This window comes from Streptomyces sp. PCS3-D2 (assembly GCF_000612545.2).
In the GTDB taxonomy this organism is placed as follows: domain Bacteria; phylum Actinomycetota; class Actinomycetes; order Streptomycetales; family Streptomycetaceae; genus Streptomyces.
Genome location: NZ_CP097800.1, coordinates 4,239,556 through 4,261,371, shown reverse-complemented (window position 1 = coordinate 4,261,371; position 21,816 = coordinate 4,239,556). Strand labels below are relative to the sequence as shown.

The 21,816-nt window shown below is 72.0% G+C and carries 22 protein-coding genes; 12 read left to right on the top strand and 10 right to left on the bottom strand.

The window, feature by feature from the left end:
* Positions 1–5 precede the first annotated feature (5 nt).
* Together AW27_RS18845 and AW27_RS18840 are read right to left on the bottom strand one after the other, a co-directional pair.
* Positions 6–2,468: a cation-translocating P-type ATPase gene (locus tag AW27_RS18845; RefSeq protein ID WP_037924818.1), complete on the bottom strand. Its 2,463-nt coding sequence runs from the start codon at positions 2,466–2,468 to the stop codon at positions 6–8.
* Positions 2,469–2,574: 106 nt separating this feature from the next.
* Positions 2,575–2,910 carry a DUF2530 domain-containing protein gene (locus AW27_RS18840; protein WP_037924816.1) on the bottom strand — a complete coding sequence of 112 codons (336 nt, stop codon included), beginning with the start codon at positions 2,908–2,910 and terminating at the stop codon, positions 2,575–2,577.
* Positions 2,911–3,085: 175 nt separating this feature from the next.
* On the opposite strand from AW27_RS18840, the gene AW27_RS18835 reads away from it, so the two are divergent.
* Positions 3,086–4,546 (top strand): NCS2 family permease, encoded by a 1,461-nt coding sequence (locus AW27_RS18835; RefSeq protein WP_037924813.1) that lies wholly within the window; start codon positions 3,086–3,088, stop codon positions 4,544–4,546.
* A gap of 24 nt (positions 4,547–4,570) precedes the next feature.
* Here AW27_RS18835 and AW27_RS18830 read toward each other — a convergent pair whose 3' ends face one another.
* Positions 4,571–4,753, bottom strand: a complete 183-nt coding sequence (locus tag AW27_RS18830) for a ribbon-helix-helix protein, CopG family (protein ID WP_078556757.1) — start codon at positions 4,751–4,753, stop codon at positions 4,571–4,573.
* A gap of 150 nt (positions 4,754–4,903) precedes the next feature.
* On the opposite strand from AW27_RS18830, the gene AW27_RS18825 reads away from it, so the two are divergent.
* The 3 genes from AW27_RS18825 to thpR all read left to right on the top strand — a co-directional run bounded on the left by AW27_RS18825 (position 4,904) and on the right by thpR (position 7,396).
* A complete protein-coding gene (locus AW27_RS18825; protein WP_030662370.1) occupies positions 4,904–5,341 on the top strand; it encodes a MarR family winged helix-turn-helix transcriptional regulator in 438 nt (145 codons plus the stop codon).
* 26 nt (positions 5,342–5,367) lie between these two features.
* Positions 5,368–6,729, top strand: coding sequence for an MFS transporter (locus AW27_RS18820; protein ID WP_236647729.1), 1,362 nt, complete (start codon positions 5,368–5,370; stop codon positions 6,727–6,729).
* An 88-nt stretch (positions 6,730–6,817) separates the two neighbouring features.
* A complete protein-coding gene (gene thpR, locus AW27_RS18815) occupies positions 6,818–7,396 on the top strand; it encodes an RNA 2',3'-cyclic phosphodiesterase (RefSeq protein ID WP_037924809.1) in 579 nt (192 codons plus the stop codon).
* Between the two features lie 95 nt (positions 7,397–7,491).
* Here thpR and AW27_RS18810 read toward each other — a convergent pair whose 3' ends face one another.
* The 4 genes from AW27_RS18810 to AW27_RS18795 form a co-directional block, all read right to left on the bottom strand.
* A complete protein-coding gene (locus tag AW27_RS18810) occupies positions 7,492–9,000 on the bottom strand; it encodes a VCBS repeat domain-containing M23 family metallopeptidase (RefSeq protein WP_052031065.1) in 1,509 nt (502 codons plus the stop codon).
* A gap of 95 nt (positions 9,001–9,095) precedes the next feature.
* Positions 9,096–10,529, bottom strand: coding sequence for a C40 family peptidase (locus AW27_RS18805; RefSeq protein WP_157840291.1), 1,434 nt, complete (start codon positions 10,527–10,529; stop codon positions 9,096–9,098).
* 251 nt (positions 10,530–10,780) lie between these two features.
* A complete protein-coding gene (locus AW27_RS18800) occupies positions 10,781–10,957 on the bottom strand; it encodes a hypothetical protein (protein WP_157840290.1) in 177 nt (58 codons plus the stop codon).
* Between the two features lie 325 nt (positions 10,958–11,282).
* On the bottom strand, positions 11,283–12,275 hold the full coding sequence (locus tag AW27_RS18795) for a helix-turn-helix transcriptional regulator (protein WP_037924807.1): 993 nt from the start codon (positions 12,273–12,275) through the stop codon (positions 11,283–11,285).
* Between the two features lie 139 nt (positions 12,276–12,414).
* Here AW27_RS18795 and AW27_RS18790 point away from each other — a divergent pair, with 139 nt between their 5' ends.
* From AW27_RS18790 to AW27_RS18780, 3 genes are all read left to right on the top strand, one after another.
* Positions 12,415–12,720 carry a hypothetical protein gene (locus AW27_RS18790; RefSeq protein WP_037924805.1) on the top strand — a complete coding sequence of 102 codons (306 nt, stop codon included), beginning with the start codon at positions 12,415–12,417 and terminating at the stop codon, positions 12,718–12,720.
* Positions 12,721–12,914: 194 nt separating this feature from the next.
* On the top strand, positions 12,915–13,058 hold the full coding sequence (locus AW27_RS18785; protein ID WP_157840289.1) for a hypothetical protein: 144 nt from the start codon (positions 12,915–12,917) through the stop codon (positions 13,056–13,058).
* A 377-nt stretch (positions 13,059–13,435) separates the two neighbouring features.
* Entirely contained in the window at positions 13,436–14,425 is a 990-nt protein-coding gene (locus AW27_RS18780) for an aldo/keto reductase (protein WP_037924803.1), read from the top strand.
* Between the two features lie 69 nt (positions 14,426–14,494).
* Here the strand turns inward: AW27_RS18780 and AW27_RS18775 are convergent, their stop codons facing one another.
* Complete coding sequence (locus AW27_RS18775; protein ID WP_037924799.1) at positions 14,495–15,199, bottom strand: GDSL-type esterase/lipase family protein; 705 nt, start codon at positions 15,197–15,199, stop codon at positions 14,495–14,497.
* 76 nt (positions 15,200–15,275) lie between these two features.
* Between AW27_RS18775 and AW27_RS18770 the strand changes: the two genes are divergently transcribed.
* A complete protein-coding gene (locus tag AW27_RS18770) occupies positions 15,276–16,283 on the top strand; it encodes a hypothetical protein (protein ID WP_037924798.1) in 1,008 nt (335 codons plus the stop codon).
* 53 nt (positions 16,284–16,336) lie between these two features.
* Here AW27_RS18770 and AW27_RS18765 read toward each other — a convergent pair whose 3' ends face one another.
* Positions 16,337–17,260: a DUF3027 domain-containing protein gene (locus AW27_RS18765; RefSeq protein WP_037924796.1), complete on the bottom strand. Its 924-nt coding sequence runs from the start codon at positions 17,258–17,260 to the stop codon at positions 16,337–16,339.
* Positions 17,261–17,589: 329 nt separating this feature from the next.
* Between AW27_RS18765 and AW27_RS18760 the strand changes: the two genes are divergently transcribed.
* The 4 genes from AW27_RS18760 to AW27_RS18745 all read left to right on the top strand — a co-directional run bounded on the left by AW27_RS18760 (position 17,590) and on the right by AW27_RS18745 (position 21,328).
* The gene (locus tag AW27_RS18760) at positions 17,590–18,966 is read left to right on the top strand and encodes an MFS transporter (RefSeq protein WP_037924794.1); all 1,377 of its coding nucleotides are present in this window, start codon (positions 17,590–17,592) and stop codon (positions 18,964–18,966) included.
* Positions 18,967–19,217: 251 nt separating this feature from the next.
* Entirely contained in the window at positions 19,218–19,706 is a 489-nt protein-coding gene (locus AW27_RS18755) for a hypothetical protein (RefSeq protein WP_037924792.1), read from the top strand.
* A gap of 13 nt (positions 19,707–19,719) precedes the next feature.
* A complete protein-coding gene (locus AW27_RS18750; RefSeq protein WP_052031056.1) occupies positions 19,720–20,490 on the top strand; it encodes a futalosine hydrolase in 771 nt (256 codons plus the stop codon).
* Positions 20,459–21,328: a 1,4-dihydroxy-6-naphtoate synthase gene (locus AW27_RS18745; protein WP_052031053.1), complete on the top strand. Its 870-nt coding sequence runs from the start codon at positions 20,459–20,461 to the stop codon at positions 21,326–21,328. The genes AW27_RS18750 and AW27_RS18745 overlap by 32 nt, the downstream gene beginning before the upstream one ends.
* A gap of 82 nt (positions 21,329–21,410) precedes the next feature.
* Here the strand turns inward: AW27_RS18745 and AW27_RS18740 are convergent, their stop codons facing one another.
* Positions 21,411–21,794 (bottom strand): cold-shock protein, encoded by a 384-nt coding sequence (locus tag AW27_RS18740; protein ID WP_037924790.1) that lies wholly within the window; start codon positions 21,792–21,794, stop codon positions 21,411–21,413.
* Positions 21,795–21,816 lie beyond the last annotated feature (22 nt).

The following is a 21,816-nucleotide window of genomic DNA, read 5'->3' as shown; positions in this document are numbered from 1 at the left end:
AGCGGTCAGGCCGGGAACCTGCGGTCCACCCAGCGGAAGGTGAACTCGATGAGGACCGCGGCGGCCGCCGCGATCGCCACCGCGGTCCACGGCATCGTGGTGCCGACCAGCTTGAGCTGGAAGAAGTCCTGGAGCCACGGCACGATCAGGACGATCAGGAAGGCCGTACCCATCGCACCCACCAGGGCCGCACGCCACCAGGTGTACGGGCGCGCGATGATCGCGAGGACCCACATCGAGGTCAGGAACAGCGTCAGCGTCGCGGCGCTGGTCTCCGCGGGGAGGGCTTCGGCGCCCGTGTAGTGGTGGCGGGCGATCAGGTAGGTGACGAAGGTGGCCGTCGCCGCGATCACGCCGCCGGGGATGGCGTAGCGCATCACCCTTTTCACGAAGTGCGGCTTGGCGCGCTCCTTGTTCGGGGCCAGCGCCAGGAAGAAGGCCGGGATCCCGATGGTGAGGGTGGACAGCAGGGTCAGGTGCCGCGGCAGGAAGGGGTACTCGACCTGCGAGCAGACCACCAGGATGGCCAGCAGCACCGAGTAGACCGTCTTCGTGAGGAAGAGGGTGGCCACGCGCGTGATGTTGCCGATGACCCGGCGGCCCTCGGCGACCACCGACGGCAGTGTGGAGAAGCTGTTGTTGAGGAGGACGATCTGTGCGACCGCGCGGGTGGCCTCCGAGCCGGAGCCCATGGAGACGCCGATGTCGGCGTCCTTGAGGGCGAGCACGTCGTTGACTCCGTCGCCGGTCATGGCGACGGTGTGGCCCCTGGACTGCAGGGCGCCGACCATGTCCCGCTTCTGCTGCGGGGTGACACGGCCGAAGACGGAGTTCCCGTCCAGGACCTCTGCCATCTCGGCCTGGTCCGCAGGAAGCGTGCGGGCGTCGACGGTGTTCTGGGCTCCGGGCAGGCCCAGCTTGCCGGCGACGGCGCCGACGGAGATCGCGTTGTCGCCGGAGATGACCTTCGCCTTGACGTCCTGCTCCTCGAAGTAGCGCAGCGTGTCGGCGGCGTCGGGGCGCAGCCGCTGCTCCAGGACGACCAGCGCGGTCGGCCTGACTCCGGTGGCGACGGCCTCGTCGTCCAGCTCCCGGGCGGAGCGGGCGAGCAGCAGGACCCGCAGGCCCTGTTCGTTGAGGTCGTTGATCTCGTCGAGGGCGGGGTCCCCGGCGGGCAGCAGGACGTCGGGGGCGCCGAGCAGCCAGGTGTTGTTCTCGCCGTCGCCCTCGCTGAAGCTGGCGCCGCTGTACTTGCGGGCGGAGGAGAAGGGCAGGGACTCGGTGCACCGCCACTCGGCGCTGTCGGGGTAGGCGTCGATGATCGCCTGGAGGCTGGCGTTGGGGCGGGGGTCGGACTCACCGAGGGCACCGAGCACCTTCTTGACGTGCTCCGGGTCCGCGCCGCCGAGCGGGCGGAGCTCGGTGACGTCCATGCCGCCCTCGGTGAGGGTGCCGGTCTTGTCGAGGCAGACCACGTCGACGCGGGCGAGGCCCTCGATGGCCGGCAGTTCCTGCACGAGGCACTGTTTGCGGCCGAGGCGGATGACGCCGATCGCGAAGGCCACGGAGGTGAGCAGGACGAGCCCCTCGGGGATCATCGGCACGATCCCGCCGACGGTCCGGGCGATGGCGTCGTCGAGGTTGTTCTCCTTGACGACGAGCTGGCTGATGATCAGGCCGATGGAGGTCGGGATCATCATCCAGGTGACGTACTTCAGGATGGTGGAGATGCCGGAGCGCAGCTCGGAGTGGACGAGCGTGAACCGGGAGGCCTCTTCGGCCAACTGGGCGGCGTAGGCCTCGCGGCCGACCTTGGTGGCGGTGAACGCGCCGCCGCCGGCGACCACGAAGGAGCCGGACATGACCTGGTCGCCGGGCTTCTTCAGAACGGGGTCGGCCTCGCCGGTGAGCAGGGACTCGTCGATCTCCAGGCCGTCGGATTCGCCGACGGAGCCGTCGACGACCACTTTGTCGCCGGGGCCGAGTTCGATGACGTCGCCGAGGACGATCTCGGAAGTGGAGATCTCGGCGGTCCGGCCGTCGCGGCGGACGCTGGGCCTGGCCTCGCCGATGACGGCGAGGGAGTCGAGGGTCTTCTTCGCGCGCAGTTCCTGGATGATGCCGATGCCGGTGTTCGCGATGATCACGAAGCCGAAGAGGCTGTCCTGGATCGGCGCGACGAAGAGCATGACCACCCACAGGACGCCGATGATGGCGTTGAACCGGGTGAAGACGTTGCCGCGGACGATGTCGGTGGTGGAGCGCGAGGAGCGGACGGGGACGTCGTTGACGTCTCCGCGGGCCACCCGCTCGGCGACCTCGGCCGTGGTCAGCCCGCCCGGCGTGAAGCGGGGTGCCGGCGGCCGTACGGGGTGTACGGGGTCGAGCTCGGTCCCCGCGTCGATGGCCGTGCCGGGACCACCGGTCGGCTCCGGCCCGTCGTGCTCGATCCTCGCCCCATGCGTCATGGTTTCGACGGTAAGCGGGGTTCGAACGCTCCACCCGCCGAAAAGTCCGAAGATACGACTTGGGGATGACCCGAATCGTCCGCTGGTCGCGGCCGGGCCCGGAGCCCTAGGCTCCCGCGGCCCCGTTCGACCGGCCGGCCTGCGCGGCCCCGGCCGCCCCCGCCGGCCCCGCGGCGTGGGCGGCCTCCGCCGCCTGCGTATCGGCGTGCCGCCGGAGGGCCGCCTCACGGCCACGGACGTACCAGATGCCGATCAGGCCGAGGAAGCCGCCGGCCGCGCACGTCCAGACCCACCACAGCTGACCGCGGTCGGCGAACCATCCGTAGAACGGCAGCTGGACCACGAAGAGGGCGAACCAGAGGATCGTTCCTCCGGTGACCGTCGCGACGACGGGGCCCTCCAGGGGCTCGGGCGCCTCATGCTTCGCAGTCCATTTCGCCATGCGGCCAGTTTAAGCGGGACCCGTCCCGGACCCGTCCGGAACCCGTCCGACCAGGACCTCCGCCCGGCAGGTCAGTGTCTACGCGCGGAGATGGACGGCCCTTCCCTGATGTGTTCATACTGAAACGGTTTGGGCGCGGCCCATTTTCTTCGTATGAACCACCCATGAGGACCGTATGAGCACCCCGGCCCCCGCCCCCGCACCCGCCGCTCCGGAGTCTTCCCCCCGAGGGCCCTCCGGCGGGCTGGACCGCCACTTCAAGATCTCCGAGCGCGGCTCGACCGTGGCCCGTGAGGTCCGCGGCGGTTTCGCCACCTTCTTCGCCATGGCGTACATCATCGTGCTGAACCCGATCATCCTGGGCAGCGCGAAGGACATGTACGGCCACCAGCTGGACAGCGGCCAGCTCGTGACGGCCACCGTCCTGACGGCCGCCTTCACCACCCTCCTCATGGGCGTCGTCGGCAACGTCCCCATCGCCCTCGCCGCGGGCCTCGGCGTGAACACCGTCGTGGCCCTCCAGCTCGCCCCGCGCATGAGCTGGCCCGATGCGATGGGCATGGTGGTGCTGGCCGGTTTCGTGGTGATGCTGCTGGTGGCCACCGGACTGCGCGAGCGCGTCATGAACGCCGTCCCGCTGGGCCTGCGCAAGGGCATCGCCATCGGCATCGGCCTGTTCATCATGCTGATCGGCCTGGTCGACTCGGGCTTCGTCTCCCGCATCCCGGACGCCGCGCACACCACCGTCCCGCTGCAACTCGGCGGCAACGGCCACCTGCACGGCTGGCCCGTCCTGATCTTCGCGGTCGGCACCCTGCTCACCCTCGCCCTGCTGATCCGCAAGGTCCCCGGCGCGATCCTGATCTCGATCGTGGCCATGACCCTGGTCGCGGTCGTCGTGCAGCTCGCCACCGACCTGCCGGACTCCGGTTGGGGCCTGACCGTCCCGGCCTGGCCCGGCAACCCGGTCGCCGCGCCCGACTTCGGGCTCGTGGGCCAGGTCAGCCTGTTCGGCGGCTTCGGCAAGGTCGGACTGCTCACCGGCGTCCTGTTCGTCTTCACCGTGCTGCTGTCCTGCTTCTTCGACGCCATGGGCACGATCCTGGGCGTCGGCGACGAGGCCAAGCTGATCGACAAGAGCACGGGCGAGTTCCCCGGCATCAACCGGGTCCTGTTCGTCGACGGCCTCGCCGTCGCCTCGGGCGGCGCGAGCTCCTCCTCGGCGACCACCTGCTTCGTGGAGTCCACGGCCGGCGTCGGCGAGGGTGCCCGTACGGGCCTGGCGAACGTCGTGACGGGCGCCCTCTTCGCCGTGGCGCTGTTCTTCACCCCGCTGGCCACCATGGTCCCGTCCCAGGCCGCGACGCCCGCGCTGGTCGCGGTGGGCTTCCTGATCCTGTCGGGATCGATCAAGGACATCGACTGGAGCGACTTCACCATCGCCGTGCCGGCCTTCCTGGCCATGGTGATGATGCCCTTCACCTACTCGATCACCAACGGCATCGGCGTCGGGTTCATCGCCTTCAGCGTGCTGCGCCTGGCGACCGGCCGGGGCCGCGAGGTCCCGCCCGCCATGTACGTGGTGTCGGCGGTGTTCGTCTTCTTCTACGCGATGCCCGCGCTCGGCCTCGGCTAGCGCACGGGTAGCGCACGGGCGGGCTCACGTCAGCCCGTAGAACTTCTCCGTCTCGTCGACGGCCGTCTTGAAGCGCTCGTCGAAGTCGTCGCGAATGAGCGTCCGGACCACATAGTCCTGGACGCTCATTCCGCGTTTGGCGGCATGGATCCGGAGCCTGTCGAGGAGCTCCCCGTCTATGCGCATGCTCAGCACATGTGTCCCCATGCCGAAAGAGTCGGGGCACAGGGTGCGCGCGCGGGTCGCTTTCGGCCGCCGACTCACCCGTACGAGTGACTTGGCGCATACCTGACACGCACCCGCGCGCGACCGGAAACCCGGTGTTCTTTAGCGAGAGTAATGAGTTACTCTAAATACATGCCTGACCTCTCCCATGGCGACGACGCTGCCGCCGTGAACGACCTCCGCTCCGCCGTCATGCGGCTGGGGCGGCGCCTGAAGCACCAGCGCGTCGACGAGTCGCTGAGCCCGACCGAAATGTCGGTCCTCGGCACCCTCGCCCGCTGCGGCCAGGCCACCCCCGGTGAGCTGGCGCGGCGGGAACACGTCCAGCCACCGTCCATGACGCGCATCGTCGCGTTGCTGGAAGCCAAGGGACTGGTCACGCTGGAACCGCACCCCGACGACCGCCGCCAGAAGGTGGTCCGCCAGACGGAGGAAGCCGAAGCGATGCTCGAAGAGAGCCGCCGCAAGCGCAACGCCTTCCTGGCCGGGCTCGCGGCAGAGCTGACCGAGGACGAATGGGCCAAGCTGCGCGCGGCCGCACCCGTCCTGGAGAAGCTCGCGCACCTGTAAGGAACGACGCCAGGAGGCGAACGCTTTTGAGTACGGGAAACGGAGCAGACTCCGCACCCGGCCACATATCCACCCCCACCACCGCCGCGCGCACCGCGGCACCCCCGGGCAGGAACCGGGGGATGTTCAGCTCGCTGCGGATCCGCAACTACCGGCTCTTCGCCACCGGCCAGGTCGTCTCGAACACCGGCACCTGGATGCAGCGGATCGCCCAGGACTGGCTGGTCCTCTCCCTGACCGGTTCCGCCTCCGCCGTCGGCATCACCATCGCCCTGCAGTTCCTGCCGATGCTGGTCCTCGGCCTCTACGGAGGCGTACTCGCCGACCGGCTGCCCAAGCGGCCCCTGCTCCTCGCCACCCAGAGCGCGATGGGCCTGACCGGCATCGCACTCGCCGCACTCACCCTCGCCGGCCACGTCCAGGTCTGGCACGTCTACCTCGCGGCCCTGCTCCTCGGCCTGGTCACCGTCGTGGACAACCCGGCCCGGCAGACCTTCGTCTCCGAGATGGTCGGCAAGGACCAGGTCGCCAACGCCGTCAGCCTCAACTCGGCCAACTTCCAGTCCGCGCGGCTGGTCGGCCCGGCGATCGCGGGTGTGCTGATCACCGCCGTCGGGTCCGGCTGGGCGTTCCTGCTCAACGGCCTGTCCTTCGCCGCGCCCATCGCCGGCCTGCTCATGATGCGGACGAAGGAGCTGCACCCCGTCGAGCCCCGGCCGCGCGCCAAGGGACAGCTGCGCGAAGGCCTGCGCTACGTCGCCGGCCGACCCGAGCTGGTCTGGCCGATCGTGCTCGTCGGCTTCGTCGGCACCTTCGGGTTCAACTTCCCGATCTGGCTCTCGGCGTTCGTGAGCGACGTCTTCCACGGCGACGCGGGCACCTACGGACTCTTCAACACCCTGATCGCGGCCGGCTCCCTCGCGGGCGCCCTGCTCGCCGCCCGCCGGGGGCAGTCCCGCCTGCGGGTGCCCGTGGCCGCGGCCGCGCTGTTCTCCGTACTGCTCCTCGTGGCCGCCTTCGCGCCCGGCTTCCGGCTCTTCGCCGCGCTGCTCGTGCCCATCGGCGTCTTCGGCCTGACGGTCAACGTCACCGCCAACTCCAGTGTGCAGATGGCCACCGACCCCGAGATGCGGGGCCGGGTCATGGCCCTCTTCATGATGGTCTTCACCGGCGGCACTCCGCTGGGCGCCCCGCTGCTGGGCTGGATCACGGACACCTACGGCGCGCGCGTCGGCATGGCCTCGGGCGCTCTCATCTCCCTGGCCGCGTCGGTGACCATCGCCGTGGTCCTGGCCCGTGTCGGCAACCTCCGGCTGCGGGTCGACCGCCGCGGGGTGGCCTTCGTGCCGGCCGTCACCCGACGCCGCGAACTGGTGACGGTGGCCTGACCCGCCACCGCCCGGGGCTCCGCCCCCGACCCCCGCCGGGCCCGACCGGACCCGCGCGGGGGCGGCGCGCACGGCCTACGCTCACCGCATGAGACTGTTCGCCGCCGTTCTGCCCCCGGACGCGGCCGTCGCCGAGCTCACCGCCGCCGTGCACACGCTGCGCGACGACCGGCTGACCTGGACCGCGCCGGCGGGCTGGCACGTCACGCTCGCCTTCATGGGCGAGGTGCGCGACGACGTGCTCCCCGAGCTGCACGCCCGCCTGGAGCGGGCCGCCCACCGTACGGCGCCCTTCGCGCTGCGCCTGCACGGCTGCGGCCACTTCGGCGACCGCGCCCTGTGGACCGGCGCCGCCGGCGAGCTCGACGCCGTGCGCCTGCTCGCCGACCGGGCCGACGCCGCCGCGCGGCGCGCCGGGATCCCGATGGAGCAGCACCGCCGGTACACGCCGCACCTCACCCTCGCCCGCACCCGCGGCCCCCGGCACGGGCACGGGCACGGCGCCCCCACACCGCTGCGCCCCTACCTGGAGGCCCTCGCGGACTTCGAGGGCACGTCCTGGCAGGTGGACACGCTCAGCCTGGTCCGCAGCAGCCTGCCGGTGAGCGGAGTGCCGGGTGAGCAGCCGCGCTACGAAACCGTACGCGCCTGGCCGCTGGTCGGCTGAGCCGCTGCGCACGGCGCACGCCGTGAGGCGGACCGTCCCCGCGGGGACGGTCCGCCTCACGTGTCTTCACGTCTTCACGTCTTCACGCCGGGTGACTACCAGCCCCCGGTGCCGATCTCCTTGCGGGCGCCCAGGCCCCCCGAGCCGGTCCCCGGGTAGAGGAAGAGCTTGCCGGTGGAGTTCTGGACGGCGATCAGGTCGTCGGACATCTGCGAGTTCAGCAGGTCGCCGCCGATCAGGTCGGACATGCCGTTCCAGCCGCCCGAGCCGATCTGGATGCGCGGGCTCAGGTAGCCCTTGTCACCGGGGTACATGAAGAGCTTGCCCGTCGACTTCTCCACGGCGACCAGGTCCTGACGGCCGCTGTTGTTCAGGTCCATGCCGGTCAGGTTGGACATGCCGTTCCAGCCGCCCGAGCCGATCTGCTTGCGGGAGGCGAGCTGGCCGCTCGACGTACCCGGGTAGAGGTAGAGCTTGCCGGTGGACTTCTCCACGGCCGCCAGGTCGGCGATCTTGTCGCCGTTGAGGTTGAGGGCGGTCAGGTTCGACATGCTGTTCCAGCCGCCCGTACCGATCAGCACGCGGCTGCCGCCGGACGCGATCGTCGAGTTGTCGGCGCCCTTGTAGAGCCACAGCTTGCCGGTGGACTCCTCCACCGCGACGATGTCGTCCCTGCCGTCGCCGTTGAAGTCGCCGCCGGTCAGGTTGGACATGCCGTTCCAGCCGCCCGTACCGATCAGGACGCGGCTGCCGCCGGACGCGATGGTGCCGTTGGGGGCGCCCTTGTAGAGCCACAGCTTGCCGGTCGAGGCCTCCACCGCGGCGACGTCGACCACGCCGTCGCCGTTGAGGTCGGCCGCGGCCAGGTCGGTCATGCCGGTCGTACCGGGGGACGGGTCGCCGGGACCGGGGATGCCGGGCTCCGGGGTGGGAGTGCCGCAGTTCTTGCTGGTCAGGGACTTCGACCAGGAGCCGCTGCCGCTGAAGGGGCTGCCGTTGAACACCGTGCGCTGGTCGTCCGCCTGGTAGCGCTGCTCGTAGTGCAGGTGGGCGCCGGAGGAGTTGCCGGTGCTGCCGACGACGCCGATCTGCTGGCCGGCCTTGACGGTGGCGCCGTTGGAGATGCTGAAGCCGTTGAGGTGAGCGTAGACCGTCGACCAGCCGCCACCGTGGTTGATGACGACGTACTTGCCGTAGCTGCGGTTGCCCAGGTCGGTCACCTGTGCCACACCGCCGGCGCTCGCCACCACGGGCGAGTTGAGCGTGGACCCGCCGTGCGTCCAGTCGACCGCGTGGGCGGTGGGGCTGTGGTACGAGCGGGAGGCGCCCTGCCAGGTCTCCCCGCACCTGAACGGCATCTGGAAGTCGGGGCGGTTGTCACCGGAAGCCGCCGCCATGGCCATGGGGGCCGGGCCCTCGGGCAGGCCCAGCTCGGCGGCGGTCAGCTCGGGCAGGTCGCCGTGCGGGTCCTCCGCACCGCCGTCGGCGTTCGCGCCGCCGGCCGAGAGGGCCACCGCGGCGACGGTGGCGCAGACCAGACCGGTCGCTATCCGGACCCGGCGGGACATGAACCGGGCGAGGGGGGAGGTGGTCTCAACAGACATGGGAGTGCTTCCAAACCGGCACGAGGGTGCCAAGAAAAGGTGTCAGGGAAGGGGAGTTGCGCAAGGTGAGCGGGGAGATGCGCCGCGGCGCGGGGCTACCAGCCCCCCGAGCCGATCTCCTTGCGCGCCCCCAGACCCGTGCCGGTGCCCGGGTAGAGGTAGAGCTTTCCGGTGGCCTTCTCGACGGCGACGAGATCGTCGTTCGCGTTCGAGGTGAAGTCGCCGCCGATCAGGTCGTTCATGCCGTTCCAACCGCCGGAGCCGATCTCCTTGCGGGAGTTCAGGCCGCTGCCGTTGCTGGTGTAGAGGTAGAGCTTTCCGGTGGACTGCTCGGCGCCGACGACATCGGTCCTGCCGTCGTTGTCGATGTCCATCCCGACGAGGTCGTGCAGGCCGTTCCAACCGCCGCTGCCGATCATGACGCGGCTGCTGCCGCCGCCGATCGATCCGGCGCCGTTGCCCTTGTAGAGCCACAGCTTGCCGGTGGACCTCTCGACGCCCGCGACATCGGCCCTGCCGTCGCCGTTGAAGTCACCGCCCATCAGCTCGGACATGCCGTTCCAGCCGCCTGAGCCGATCTCCTTGCGGGAGTTCAGGCCGCTGCCGGTGCCCGGGTAGAGGTACAGCTTTCCGCTGGCCTCCTCCACCGCGACGATGTCCTCCCGGCCGTCGCCGTTGAAGTCGCCGCCGGTCAGGTTGGACATGCCGTTCCAGCCGCCCGAGCCGATCAGGACGCGGCTGCCGCCGGACGCGATGGTGCCGTTGGAGGCGCCCTTGTAGAGCCACAGCTTGCCGGTCGAGGCCTCGACGCCGACCACGTCGTCCACGGCGTCGCCGTTGATGTCGGCGGCGACGAGGTCGGTCATGCCGGGTCCGGGCGCCGGCGGGGTGGTCACGTCGTCGGCGATGTTCTTGTAGCGGACGGGCTGGTAGGGGCCGTAGCCCGGGTAGTACGGGTAGTCGTAGACGCGGTGGTGGACTCCGCTGGGGGTGAAGTCGAAGCCCCAGTACTGGGTGCGGCCGGAGTTGGCCCACTTCTCGAAGAGGACGACGTGGCCGGCAGAGCCCGCGTCGTCGTCCAGCAGGGCGTCGCCCGCCTTCAGTTCCGCCTTGGTGATCGGCTCGGTCACGCCGCGGGAGGCGAAGGTGTTGGTGGCCGGCTGGAAGTCCAGGTCCCAGGCCATCGAGACGAAGCCCGAGCAGTCCGTGCGGTATCCACCGTGACGGCCGCCGCCGGAGTAGACCAGGCCGATGCCGACCCAGCTCTTGGCCCGGGCTATCACCGAACTGCGGGTGATCTTCGTGGTGGCCTCCGCGGCGAAGGCCGTCGCCCGGGACTCCCCGTCGACCGGCCCCTCGGGGCCCTGGCCGGGGCTGCCGTAGTCGGGGTTGGCGGGCGGCTCGGCGGTGACCGCCGCCGGGGCGGCGACCGCCGCGGTGTCGGCGGCGACGACGGCGCCGGCGGCGACGGCCCCGGCGACGAGGGCGGCTACGGCGGCATGGCGGGCGTTCAACCCGTATCGGGACATGGTTGTGCTCCGGTTCTGGTCGGGCGAGGTCTGGGGTGACGGCCGGGAGCGCGGGCTCGACCGGCGGTGGCGCTGCATGATGTGCGGTAGGTGAGGTCGCGGTGCGTGATGTGCGCGGTGCGTCATGTGTGAGGTGCGTGCGACGTGGCGGACGGACGGCTGTCCTGCAGGTACAGCGGTCCCGCGGGGCGACGCGGTGGTGCGGGGCGGTGGTGCGGGGCGGTGGTGCGGGGCGATCCGGCTGCGGGACCTTACGGACGGCTCGTCGCCGCTGCCGGCAGGGCTCCGGCGGGGCCCGCCTGACCGGCCGTGCTGCCCGACACCGCGACCGGGTGGGCCGGGGCGTGGGCGGAGGCCATCGGTGCGACGGAGGTGATGCCGAGGGTGAGGGCGACGACCGCGGTGGCCCGGAGCATTCCCTTGCGCATGGCGTGGTTCGTCCTTTCGGTATGCATGACTGGTGGCTTGAACCCATCGCCCTCGGACGTCCCGCGGTGGCGTCCGTTGAGGGGCTTCAGGGCCTTCGGTCCTTGCCTCCGGGGCGGCTGCCCCGCTGACAGGCATTAGATTCGCCGCTGCCAGGGCCGGACGGAAGAGAGATCAACTGGCCCGAAAGGGCCTTGGCCGGACCCGTCCACAGTGGCCTGATCCGGTTGCCTCCACGCATGCGAAAGGCCGCCCGGCGGGACCACTTTCGTGAACCCGCCGGGCGGCCTTCGTGTGCGGCGCCTGCCGGAGCGGCGCCTGCGGGCCTCAGGCCCGCGTCGGCAGCCAGCCCTCCTGGACGGCCCGGGCCCCGGCCTCGAAGCGACTGCGGGCGCCGAGCCGTTCCATCAGCTCGTTGGCGATGCGCCGGGCCGTACGCGAGGAGACCCCCAGCCGCTTGGCTATCGCCTCGTCCGTGTGCCCCTCCGCCAACAGGCGTACGGCGGCGGCCTGCTGGGAGGTCAGCCCGTCCGGACCCAGGACCGCCACCTCCGCCAGCGGCTGCGCCGTCGCCCACGTCGACTCGAAGAGCGCGCAGAGGGCGACCAGCATCCCGTGCCCGCTCAGGACGACGGCACCCGCCGCGGAGTCGTCGCTCACCGGGATCAACGCCGTCCGGCGGTCGACGATGAGCATCCGGGTCGGCAGCGACGCTGCCGTACGGACCTGGCCGCCGAGCTCCGTGAGCCAGTTGGCGTGCTCGACGGAGGGCCGACTGTTGCGCACGCTGTCGAGATAGAGGGTGCGCATGCGGACGCCGCGTTCCAGCAGCGTTCTGTTCAGAGGGCGCGAGGCGGCCAGGGCCGACTCGCTCAGCGTCGCGTCCGGCGAGAACGCCAGCAGCTCCTCCTTCGTCTCCCTGGTCAGCGCGACCAGTCGGTCACGGACCGCGTCGAGCCCGATGAGCTGCTCCACGCCGGGGTGTCGGGCGGCCGGCCGCAGCTCCGAGTACTCGGAGATCAGCCTGGCCGCGGCGGCCCGGGACGCCTCCAGCCGCTGCTGCTGCGCGGCGAGCTCCGCCTGGCCCCGGGCCATCAGGATCTCCATCCCGATGTCCGGGGAGACGGCCCGCAACCGCCCGCTGTCGTCGGCCGACGGCTGGACCAGGGCCAGCTCACTCAGCAGGTCCAGGGCCTCGCGTACGCCGCTCTCGCCGATCCCGACGGCGTCGGCGAGCGCGGCGACACCCGACCCGGGTTCCATGAGCATGGCGCGGTAGACGGCTTCGGCTCTCGCATCGAGGCCCAGTTCGGTCAACATGTGGTTCCCCCCACCCCCGTTGGCACTTCACTGTGAAAGATCATCTCAAAGAAGCGGCGGATGGCCAGATGCGTCCACGGCCGCAACCGGCCTGCCGGATCGGTGTCGGGCACGGGGGCGGCGACGCGACGGTGGAGGCATGTACCTCGTCCATGCCCGTCTGCGGACGGTGCCCCCGGTGGAAGTGCCCGACGATCTGCGCGAGGCTGCCCGCGCCGGCCTGAGGCCGAGGGACCGGGTGGAGCACCTGGCGGTGCACCCGCAGTCCGCGGAGCACTTCACCCTCGGCTTCTACCTCCTCTCGGACTCCCTGGAGGAGGCGGAGCGGCACGCCGAGTCGGTCTGCCGCCGCCTGCTCGGCGCGCGGGCCCTGCCCGCGGCCCGCCTGCTGGACGTCGGCGTCCCGCTGATGCCGGTGTCCCTGATGGAGCGGCGGAGCGGCTGACAGCCGGGGGCGTGGCGACCGCTGTCCTCATCCGTCCACGGACGGTTTGGGCCAGCAGATACCCCTTCTCCCCCCGCTGAGCTGCGGCTTAGCTATGTCTCACCGGAAAGGGGACAGCGCCACCGCGGGGTGCGGGACCGACCGGGAAGCCACCGCCGATACGCCTCATGGCAACCGAAGGGACACCGGACATCATGAACGCCACCCGCCTCGTCAAGGCCGCCGCGGTCGTCGCCCTCGCCCTGGTCCTGGGCACCCCGGCGGTGGCTTCCGCCGCCCCGATCGCCGCCGCCAAGCCCCCGGTCGCCGCCCAGAACGGTGACATGAGCTGGCAGTGACCGCCCGGCCACGGCCGGCAGCGCACCCCTCGCGGCACAGCCCCTGCGTCCACGACGCAGGGGCTGCCGCGTTAGGCTCGACGGGTGGACCCCAAGACCCGAAACCGTGTGATGGCCGGTGTGCTCGTGCTGATGTTCCTCGTCGTCGCCGTGGCTGCCGCCACCGGCCAGTAGGCCTGCACCTCCTCGCCCGGCCCCAGCTCGATGGCGCCCGGCACCCGGCGCCGGGGCGAGTCCCCGGCGTACGCAGAACCGGCGAGCGGACCGGTGACCGGCCCTGCGGTCGGCCCGCTGCCCCGGGACGCGCCGACACCCGAGGAGCGGCCGAGCGCCCTGCTCTTGCCTGGAGTGGACTCGAAGCAGTTGGCTTGTGCCCCATGAAGTACACGCAGCTCGGACGCACCGGACTCAAGGTCAGCCGACTCGTCCTCGGCACGATGAACTTCGGTCCGCAGACAGACGAACCGACCAGCCACGGCATCCTGGACGCCGCCCTCGCCGCAGGTCTGAATTTCGTGGACACGGCCAATGTGTACGGGTGGGGTGAGAACAAGGGGCGCACCGAGGAGATCATCGGAACCTGGTTCGCCCAAGGCGGCGGCCGCCGCGACAAGACCGTCCTGGCCACCAAGGTCTACGGCTCCATGTCCCGTGAGGGCGAGACCTGGCCCAACGAGGACCGCCTGTCGGCACTGAACATCCGCCGGGCCGTCGAGGCCAGCCTCAAGCGGCTCCAGACCGACCACATCGACCTGTACCAGTTCCACCACATCGACCGCCGGACCCCCTTCGAGGAGATCTGGCAGGCCGTCGACGTGCTGATCCAGCAGGGCAAGATCCTCTACGCCGGCTCCTCCAACTTCCCCGGCTACAAGATCGCCCAGGCCAATGAGACGGCCGCCCGGCGCGGGATGGTCGGCCTGGTCAGCGAGCAGTGCCTCTACAACCTCGCCGAACGGCGGGCCGAGATGGAGGTCGTCCCGGCCGCCCAGGACTACGGCCTCGGGGTCATCCCGTGGTCGCCGCTGCACGGCGGACTGCTGGGCGGGGTCATCAAGAAGGAGGCCAAGGGCGGCCGCCGCGCGTCGGGGCGCTCCGCGGACGCGCTGGCCAACAGTTCGGTACGGGCCCAGGTTCAGGCGTACGAGGACCTGGTCGACAAGCACGGCCTGGATCCCGCCGAGACCGCCCTGGCCTGGCTGCTCACCCGGCCGGGAGTGACGGGCCCCATCGTCGGCCCGCGCACCGCCGAGCAGTTGGACGGTGCCCTGCGCGCGCTGGAACTGGAGCTCGGCGAGGAACTGCTGACCGGCCTGGACGAGATCTTCCCCGGGCCGGGACCGTCCCCGGAGGCCTTCGCCTGGTAGTCGGACAGCCGTCCGCACGGTGGTCGCCGTCCCCTCGGGCGGCGGCGGCCGCCTCCACCCCTTCGGCCGTCAGGACGCCGGCCCGGCGTCGTGCCCGGGGCGGTAGGGCCCGCCGATGCCCCAGGCCTGGTGCAGGACCGCGGCGAACTCCCCCGCGAGCCGGTGCTCGCCGGAGGCGTTGGGGTGGGTGCCGTCGTAGGTGTCCCGGTGGATGTCGTAGGCGGCCGGGCGCGCGGCCAGCAGGATCGGAGAGGTGTCCGTGGTGAGGTCGGCCACGGCCTTCGCGAGGAGCTCGTTGAACCGGGCCACCTCGGCCGCGAAGGGGGCGTCCTCCTCTGCGCGGCTGTTCGGGATGACGGGCAGCAACACCATGCGGACGCCGGGGCGGGCGGAGCGGGCGCCCGCTATGAAGCGGCGGACGTTGTCGGCGGTCTGCCCGGCGTCGGTGTAGAAGCCGAGGTCGATCAGGCCCAGGGAGACCAGCAGGACGTCCGGGCGGTGCGCGGCCACGGTCTCGCCCATGACGGGCGCCATGTGCTGCCAGCCCTCGCCCCAGCCGGCGAGGTGGCGGCGGGCGTGCTCGGGGAAGCCGGGGGCGGCGTACTCGTGGCTGATGGGCGCGTCGGCGGCGGTGTCGTAGACCTCGCAGCGCGGGCCGACGATCCGGTAGGGGCCGCCGAAGGTCGAGTTGAGGTGCTGCCACATCCGGTAGCGCCAGGTGTAGTCGCCCGCGCGTCCGATGGTCATGGAGTCGCCGACGAACATGAAACGCATCCGGTCATCATCGCGGATCGCGCGACAGAAGCCTCTGTGACGCCGGACACGCGCCACGTACTGGCACGCTGGGAGGATGCGCCTGCCCCTGCCGTCCGCCGCCCTCGCCGCCGCAGCACTCGCCGCCGCCCTCGCCGCCGTGCTGCCGGGCACGGCGTCCGCCGCGCAGCCCCCCGGCGCGTCCTCGTTCACCATCTCGGACCCGCGGATCAAGGAGTCGAGCGGGCTGGCGGCCAGCCGCATCCATCCGGGCGTCTACTGGACGCACAACGACAGCGAGGACGGCCCCTACGTCTACGCGGTGGACTCGGCCACCGGCGACACGGTGGCCCGGGTGACCATGGCGGGGATCGGCAGGCCGCGCGACATCGAGGCGATCTCGCTGGGCCCGGACGGCCTGCTCTACGTCGGGGACATCGGCGACAACCGCGGCGGCACCTGGGACCACGTGTGGATCTACCGCTTCCAGGAGCCGAGCCGACTCGGTGATGTCACCGTCAAGGCAACGCAGTTCACGGTGCGGTACGAGGACGGGCCGCGCGACGCCGAGTCCCTGATGGTCCATCCGGTGACGGGCCGCGTCTACATCGCGAGCAAGGACCAGAGCAAGGGCGCGCTGTACGAAGGCCCCGCGAAGCTGTCGACGGGCGGGGCCAACGTCTTCCGGCGGGTCGCGCCCGTCCCGTGGGTGACGGACGGGGCGTTCTCCCCGGACGGGAACCGGCTGACCCTGCGTGGCTACTTCACCGCCCGGACGTACCCGTGGAAGGACGGCCGGCCGGAGGGCGAGGGCGAGCGGGTGAACGCCCCGTGGCAGGGGCAGGCGGAGTCGGTGACCTACACGGTGGACGGCTCGACGCTCATGTTCGGCTCGGAGGGCACCAACAGCAAGGTGATCGCGGTCCCGGTGGCCGCGGCGGCGCCGTCCGGCGGTTCCGCCTCGCCGCAACCGGGATCTCCGCCGGACGCGGCGACCTCACCGGGCCCGACGGGCGGCTTCGGCAAGGGCGCCCTGGTCCTCGCGGGCGGCCTGGCCCTGGTCTTCGGTGCGAAGCGCCTCTTCCGGCGCCGCACGCAGGACTGACGGGGCTGACGGGGCGGGACCTCGCGCACCGCGCCGCCGCGGGCCCGCGGGGGTCACGCGTGTCCGAGGTCCGGGTCCGCGGCCTGGGCGTCCGGGGCCGGAACCGAGCCCGTGTCGGCGGCCGGCCGCAGTGCGAACTCGTCCGAGGCCATCGAGTCCAGGACCGGCGGGGCCGGCCGCAGCGGCGCCGGCATGACCGCGGCCTCGGAGTGGCCGCCGCAGCCGTAGGACAGCGACACCAGGCGTCCGTCGGCCGGGCTGAACTCGTTCGCGCAGACGCCGAAGGCCTGGCCGAGCGAACCGCCGACGGCGACGAGGAAGCCGCAGGAGACACAGGACGCAGGGGCGGCCTGCGCCATCGGGGTCTTCGCCCCGAAGGACTCGTCCCAGCGGTCGGCCGCGCCGTGCAGCCCGTAGCGGGAGAGCACGCGCGCCCGGCGCATGCCGAGTTCCTCGGCGACCGCCGTGATGGATCCGCGGGCCGGAACGGTCACACGGTCGGTGACGTCGGCGTCCTCCGCCTCGACGAGTTCGGCCATCTCGGTGGAGACCACGGAGTTCGGCGGCGGGGCGTCCTCGCCCGACCAGCCCGGCTCCAGCCTCAGGTCATCGGCCTCGGTGGGCAGCAGGTCGCCCGGGCCCATGTCGCCGGGGCGCAGCCGGTCGCTCCACGGCACCCACTCGGGGGCCAGCAGGGCGTCGTCGCCGGGGAGCAGCACCGTTTCGTCGAGGGTGACGTTCTTGGCCCGGGAGGCGCGGGCCACGGTGACGGCCCAGCGCCAGCCGCGGTATCCCGGTTCCTTCGACTCGAAGAAGTGGGTGACGACGCGGTCGCCCTCCGCCACGGCGGAGACGTGCGCGCCCACCACACCGGGGAAGGCGGCCTCCTCGGCGGCCGCGCGGGCGAGTTCCACCGCCTCGACGCACAGGCGGTCGGGGGTACGCGGGGTACGGCTTCGCGTCGTCGCAGCACTCACTGGTCTCGTTCTCTCCTACGCCGTCTCACGTGTGCGCCGTCCGTACTGTCGTCCACAACGACCCGGTGGTGCTGTCCGTACGAGGCGCGGGCGGAGCGGACCAGAGGGCCGCGTCGACGTCCGCACCCGATCGGACTCCGGGCACACCCCACTGCGATCCATTCTGCGGGATCACGAAGAGGCGCGCGGCCAGGAGCAACCGCCGGTGGCGCGCTACGCACGCTACCTCCTCTCAAGCCCTGGGCACACATGCAAGGTCCGATTCGCGGACAAGCCGCCGGTTCCGCGACGCGCCGGGAGGCGTCCGCGGGGGGCCCGGGTGGGGCACTATGTCGAGTGTGGCACCCGCACGGTCGTCCGACGACGGCTCGGGACCGGCCAGGCGGGCCGGCCGGGCTGTCGGGCGTGCTCTGCACCGTCCGATCACCGGTCCGGCCAAGGGGATCCGGCGGGCCACGCACGCGCACGGGGCGGGCGAGTCGGGCCTGGGCAAGCTGATCGAGCTGCACGCGATCAACGGCGCGGGCGACATGATGATCACGGTGGCACTGGCGTCGACGGTGTTCTTCTCCGTGCCGACGGACGAGGCGCGGGGCCGGGTGGCCCTGTACCTGGCGATCACGATGGCGCCCTTCACGGTGCTGGCCCCGGTGATCGGTCCGCTGCTGGACCGGCTGCCGCACGGCCGCAGGGCCTCGATGGCGGCGGCGATGCTGGCGCGGGCGCTGCTCGCCGTGACCATGTCGGGAGCGGTGGCCACGGGGGGTCTGGAGCTGTATCCGGCGGCACTGGGCGTGCTGGTGGCGTCCAAGTCGTACGGAGTCGTACGCAGTGCCGTGGTCCCGCGGCTGCTCCCACCGAAGTTCTCACTCGTCAAGGCGAACTCCCGGGTCACGCTGGCCGGTCTGCTGGCCACGGGCGCAGCGGCGCCGGTGGCTGCCGGGCTGAACTCGATCGGGCCGCAGTGGCCGCTGTACGGGGCCTGCGTCGTCTTCCTGGTCGGCACCTTCGCCGCGTTCACGCTGCCGCACAAGGTGGACGAGGCGAAGGGCGAGCGCCGCGCCCGGCTGTCGACGCACGAGGCGCACTCGAAGCGGCCGGGGCTGCGGACCGTCAGCCGCAGCGTGCTGTGCGGGCTGCTGGCGAACGCGGCGATGCGCGGACTGTCCGGATTCCTGATCTTCTTCCTGGCGTTCCTGCTGCGCGAGCACCCGCTGGCGGGGCAGAGCGCGGCGGTGTCCCTGGGCATCGTCGGCGTGTCGGCGGGGGTGGGCAACGCCTGCGGGACGGCGGTGGGCGCGTGGCTGCGGGCGCGGGCGCCGGAGGCGATCGTCGCGTCGGTGCTCTGCGTGACGCTGGGGGTGGCGGTGCTGGCGGCCGTCTTCTACAGCGGGCTGTTCGTGGCGGTGCTGGCCGCGACGGCGGGCTTCTGCCAGGCGCTGGCGAAGCTGTCGCTGGACGCGATGATCCAGCGGGACGTGCCGGAGGCGGTGCGGACCTCCGCGTTCGCCCGTTCGGAGACGCTGCTGCAGGTGGCGTGGGTGATGGGCGGGGCGATCGGCATCGCGCTGCCGCTGAACGGCGTACTGGGCATGTCGGTGGCGGCGGCGATCGTCGCGCTGGGCGCGGCCATGGCAGTCCGCGGCGTCATCTCGGCCCCTCGCCACCACTCGCGGCAACGCCCGTCCCGCCCCAGCGTGGCCTGACCCCCCGGCTCCCGCCCGTCGCGGCCGCGCCCGTACGGGCGCGGTGGCGACGACACGCGCACGGTTCCCGGCGGGAGTCACACCCGCCCCCGGTGGAACCCGGACGACGGCACGCCCGCCCCGGTGGGGAGCCACAGGGCGCCACGCCCACCCCCGAACGGCCACCCGGCCGGAAGCCGAACGGCGGCGCGCCGCGGGCCTGCGGTACCCCGTGCAGCGGCGCAGCCCAGGGGCCCGATAGCCTTCGGCTCATGACCGCACCGCTTTTCTCGGGTAGGGCCCGCCGCAGCGTCGCGGCCCTCGGAGCCGTGTCCGCCGGCCTCCTCCTTCTCTCCGCCTGCGACAAGCCGACCCCGCTCGCGACCGTGACGGTCGGCAGCGAGTCGGTTTCCGCCGAGGCCACTTGCCACAACGACGGCAAGGAGCTCTCCGTGGACGAGGTCCAGGAGTGCCTCACGAACCTGAAGAACCCCAAGACCATCGAGTACGGCCGCGGCGACACGCTGCGGCTCGGCGTCGAGCCGGCGATCGTCGAGGACGGCAAGCGCTGGTCGGCGGTGCTCGACGGCCAGCCGATCACCGAGCCCTCGTCGAACACCTACCGCAGCTTCCCCGGCGCCGACGTCTTCGCGACGGGCGGCCAGGGCGAGGCCCCGACCTCGAAGAGGCTGGCGTTCCTGCAGATCGACGAGGCCGGCAAGCCGCTCGCCGTCTGGTCCTTCAACCTCAAGCTCAAGTAACCGGGCGACACCGGTGCGCGCGCTCGTCGTGACGGCGGTGGGGGCGGAGTCGGACTCCGTCCTCGCCGGTCTGACCCCTCATCCGGACAGTCCCGGTCCCGAGCCGCGCACGCTCCCCCCGGGGCGTCCCCGGACGCAGTCCGGGGCGGGATACCCCGTCGCCCGCCGGGACCTGCCGGGCATCGCCCTCGACGTGCTCGTCGGCGGCGTCGGTCCCGCGGCGGCCGCCGCGGGCACGGCCACGGCGCTGGCCCTCGGCGAGTACGAGCTCGTCGTCAGCGCCGGCATCGGCGGCGGGTTCGCGCCCGCCGCGCCGGTCGGCTCCCTGGTGGTCGCGGACGCGATCGTCGCCGCCGACCTCGGGGCACAGACCCCCGAAGGGTTCCTCGACGTGGCGGCGCTGGGCTTCGGGCACAGCGTGCACCTGCCGCCCGCCGAACTGGCCGCCCGGGCCGCGGAGGCGACCGGGGCCCTGCTGGCGCCCGTACTGACCGTGTCCACCGTGACCGGAACCGCCGACGGGGCGGCCGCTCTCACGGCCCGGCACCCGCTGGCCGGTGCCGAGGCCATGGAGGGCTTCGGGGTGGCGGAAGCGGCCGCCGCGTACGGCCTGCCCGTGCTGGAGATCCGCGCCGTGTCCAACACCGTGGGACCGCGCGACCGTGCCGCCTGGCGGATCGGGGACGCGCTGGCGGCGCTCGCCGAAGGCTTCCGCGTGCTCGGGCCCGTACTCGCGAACTGGGGAGAACGCCATGAGCAACACCACCACCGTGACCGACGGTGAAGCGCTGAAGATCGCCTATTCGCCCTGCCCGAACGACACGTTCGTCTTCGACGCATGGGCGCACGGCCGGGTACCGGGCGCCCCGGCACTGGACGTCACCTTCGCGGACATCGACATCACCAACGGGATGGCCGAGCGCGGCGAACTGGACGTGCTGAAGGTGTCGTACGCGGTGCTGCCGTGGGTGCTGGAGGAGTACGCGCTGCTGCCCTGCGGCGGTGCGCTCGGGCGCGGCTGCGGACCGCTGGTCCTGACCCGGGAGCCCGGCCTGGACCTGGTGGGGAGGACCGTCGCGGTGCCGAGCGAGCGCTCCACCGCCTACCTGCTCTTCCGGCTGTGGGCGGCGGACGTGCTGCCGGAGGGCGTCGGCGAGGTGGTCGTCCTGCCGTTCCACGAGATCATGCCGGCGGTGCGCGACGGCCGGGTGGACGCCGGACTGGTCATCCACGAGGCCCGGTTCACCTACCAGGACTACGGGCTGCACTGCCTGGCCGACATGGGCGAGCACTGGGAGTCCGCCACCGGCCTGCCGATCCCGCTCGGCGCGATCATCGCGAAGCGCTCGCTGGGGGCGGAGCGGCTGCGCGAGCTGGCCGCATCGGCGCGCGCCTCCGTTCGGATGGCCTGGGACGACCCGCAGGCCTCCCGCCCGTACGTGCGCGCACACGCGCAGGAACTGGACCCGGTCGTCGCCGACCAGCACATCGGGCTGTACGTCAACGAGTTCACGGCGGACCTGGGCGAATCCGGCTACGCGGCGGTGCGCGGGCTGCTGACGAGGGCCGCGGCCGAGGGGCTGGTACCGGCCATCGCGCCGGACGCGCTCGCCTTCCCGTAGCCGGTGCGGGCGCCGTACGCGACGGCGCCCCGCCACTCGCAGGAAACCCTGTACGAGGGGCGGGGCGCAGGTGCCTACGCGGTCAGACGTCGAGCTGGTCGGCCACCGCGCGCAGCAGACCGGCGATCTTCGTGCCGTGCGCCTTGTCGGGGTAGCGGCCGCGCTCCAGCATCGGGGTGATGTTCTCCAGCAGGGTGGTGAGGTCCTGCACGATCGAGGCGAGCTCGTCGGGCTTGCGGCGCTGGGCGGCCGCGACGGACGGCGCCGGATCCAGGACGGTCACCGAAAGTGCCTGGTCACCGCGTTGTCCGGCGACGACACCGAACTCGACTCGCTGACCGGGCTTGAGGGCATCGACCCCGGCGGGGAGCACCGACGAGTGGACGAAGACGTCGCCGCCGTCGTCACGGGAGAGAAAGCCGAAGCCCTTCTCACTGTTGAACCACTTGACCTTGCCGGTAGGCACGTCCGTCCTCTGTCCTTGTGCT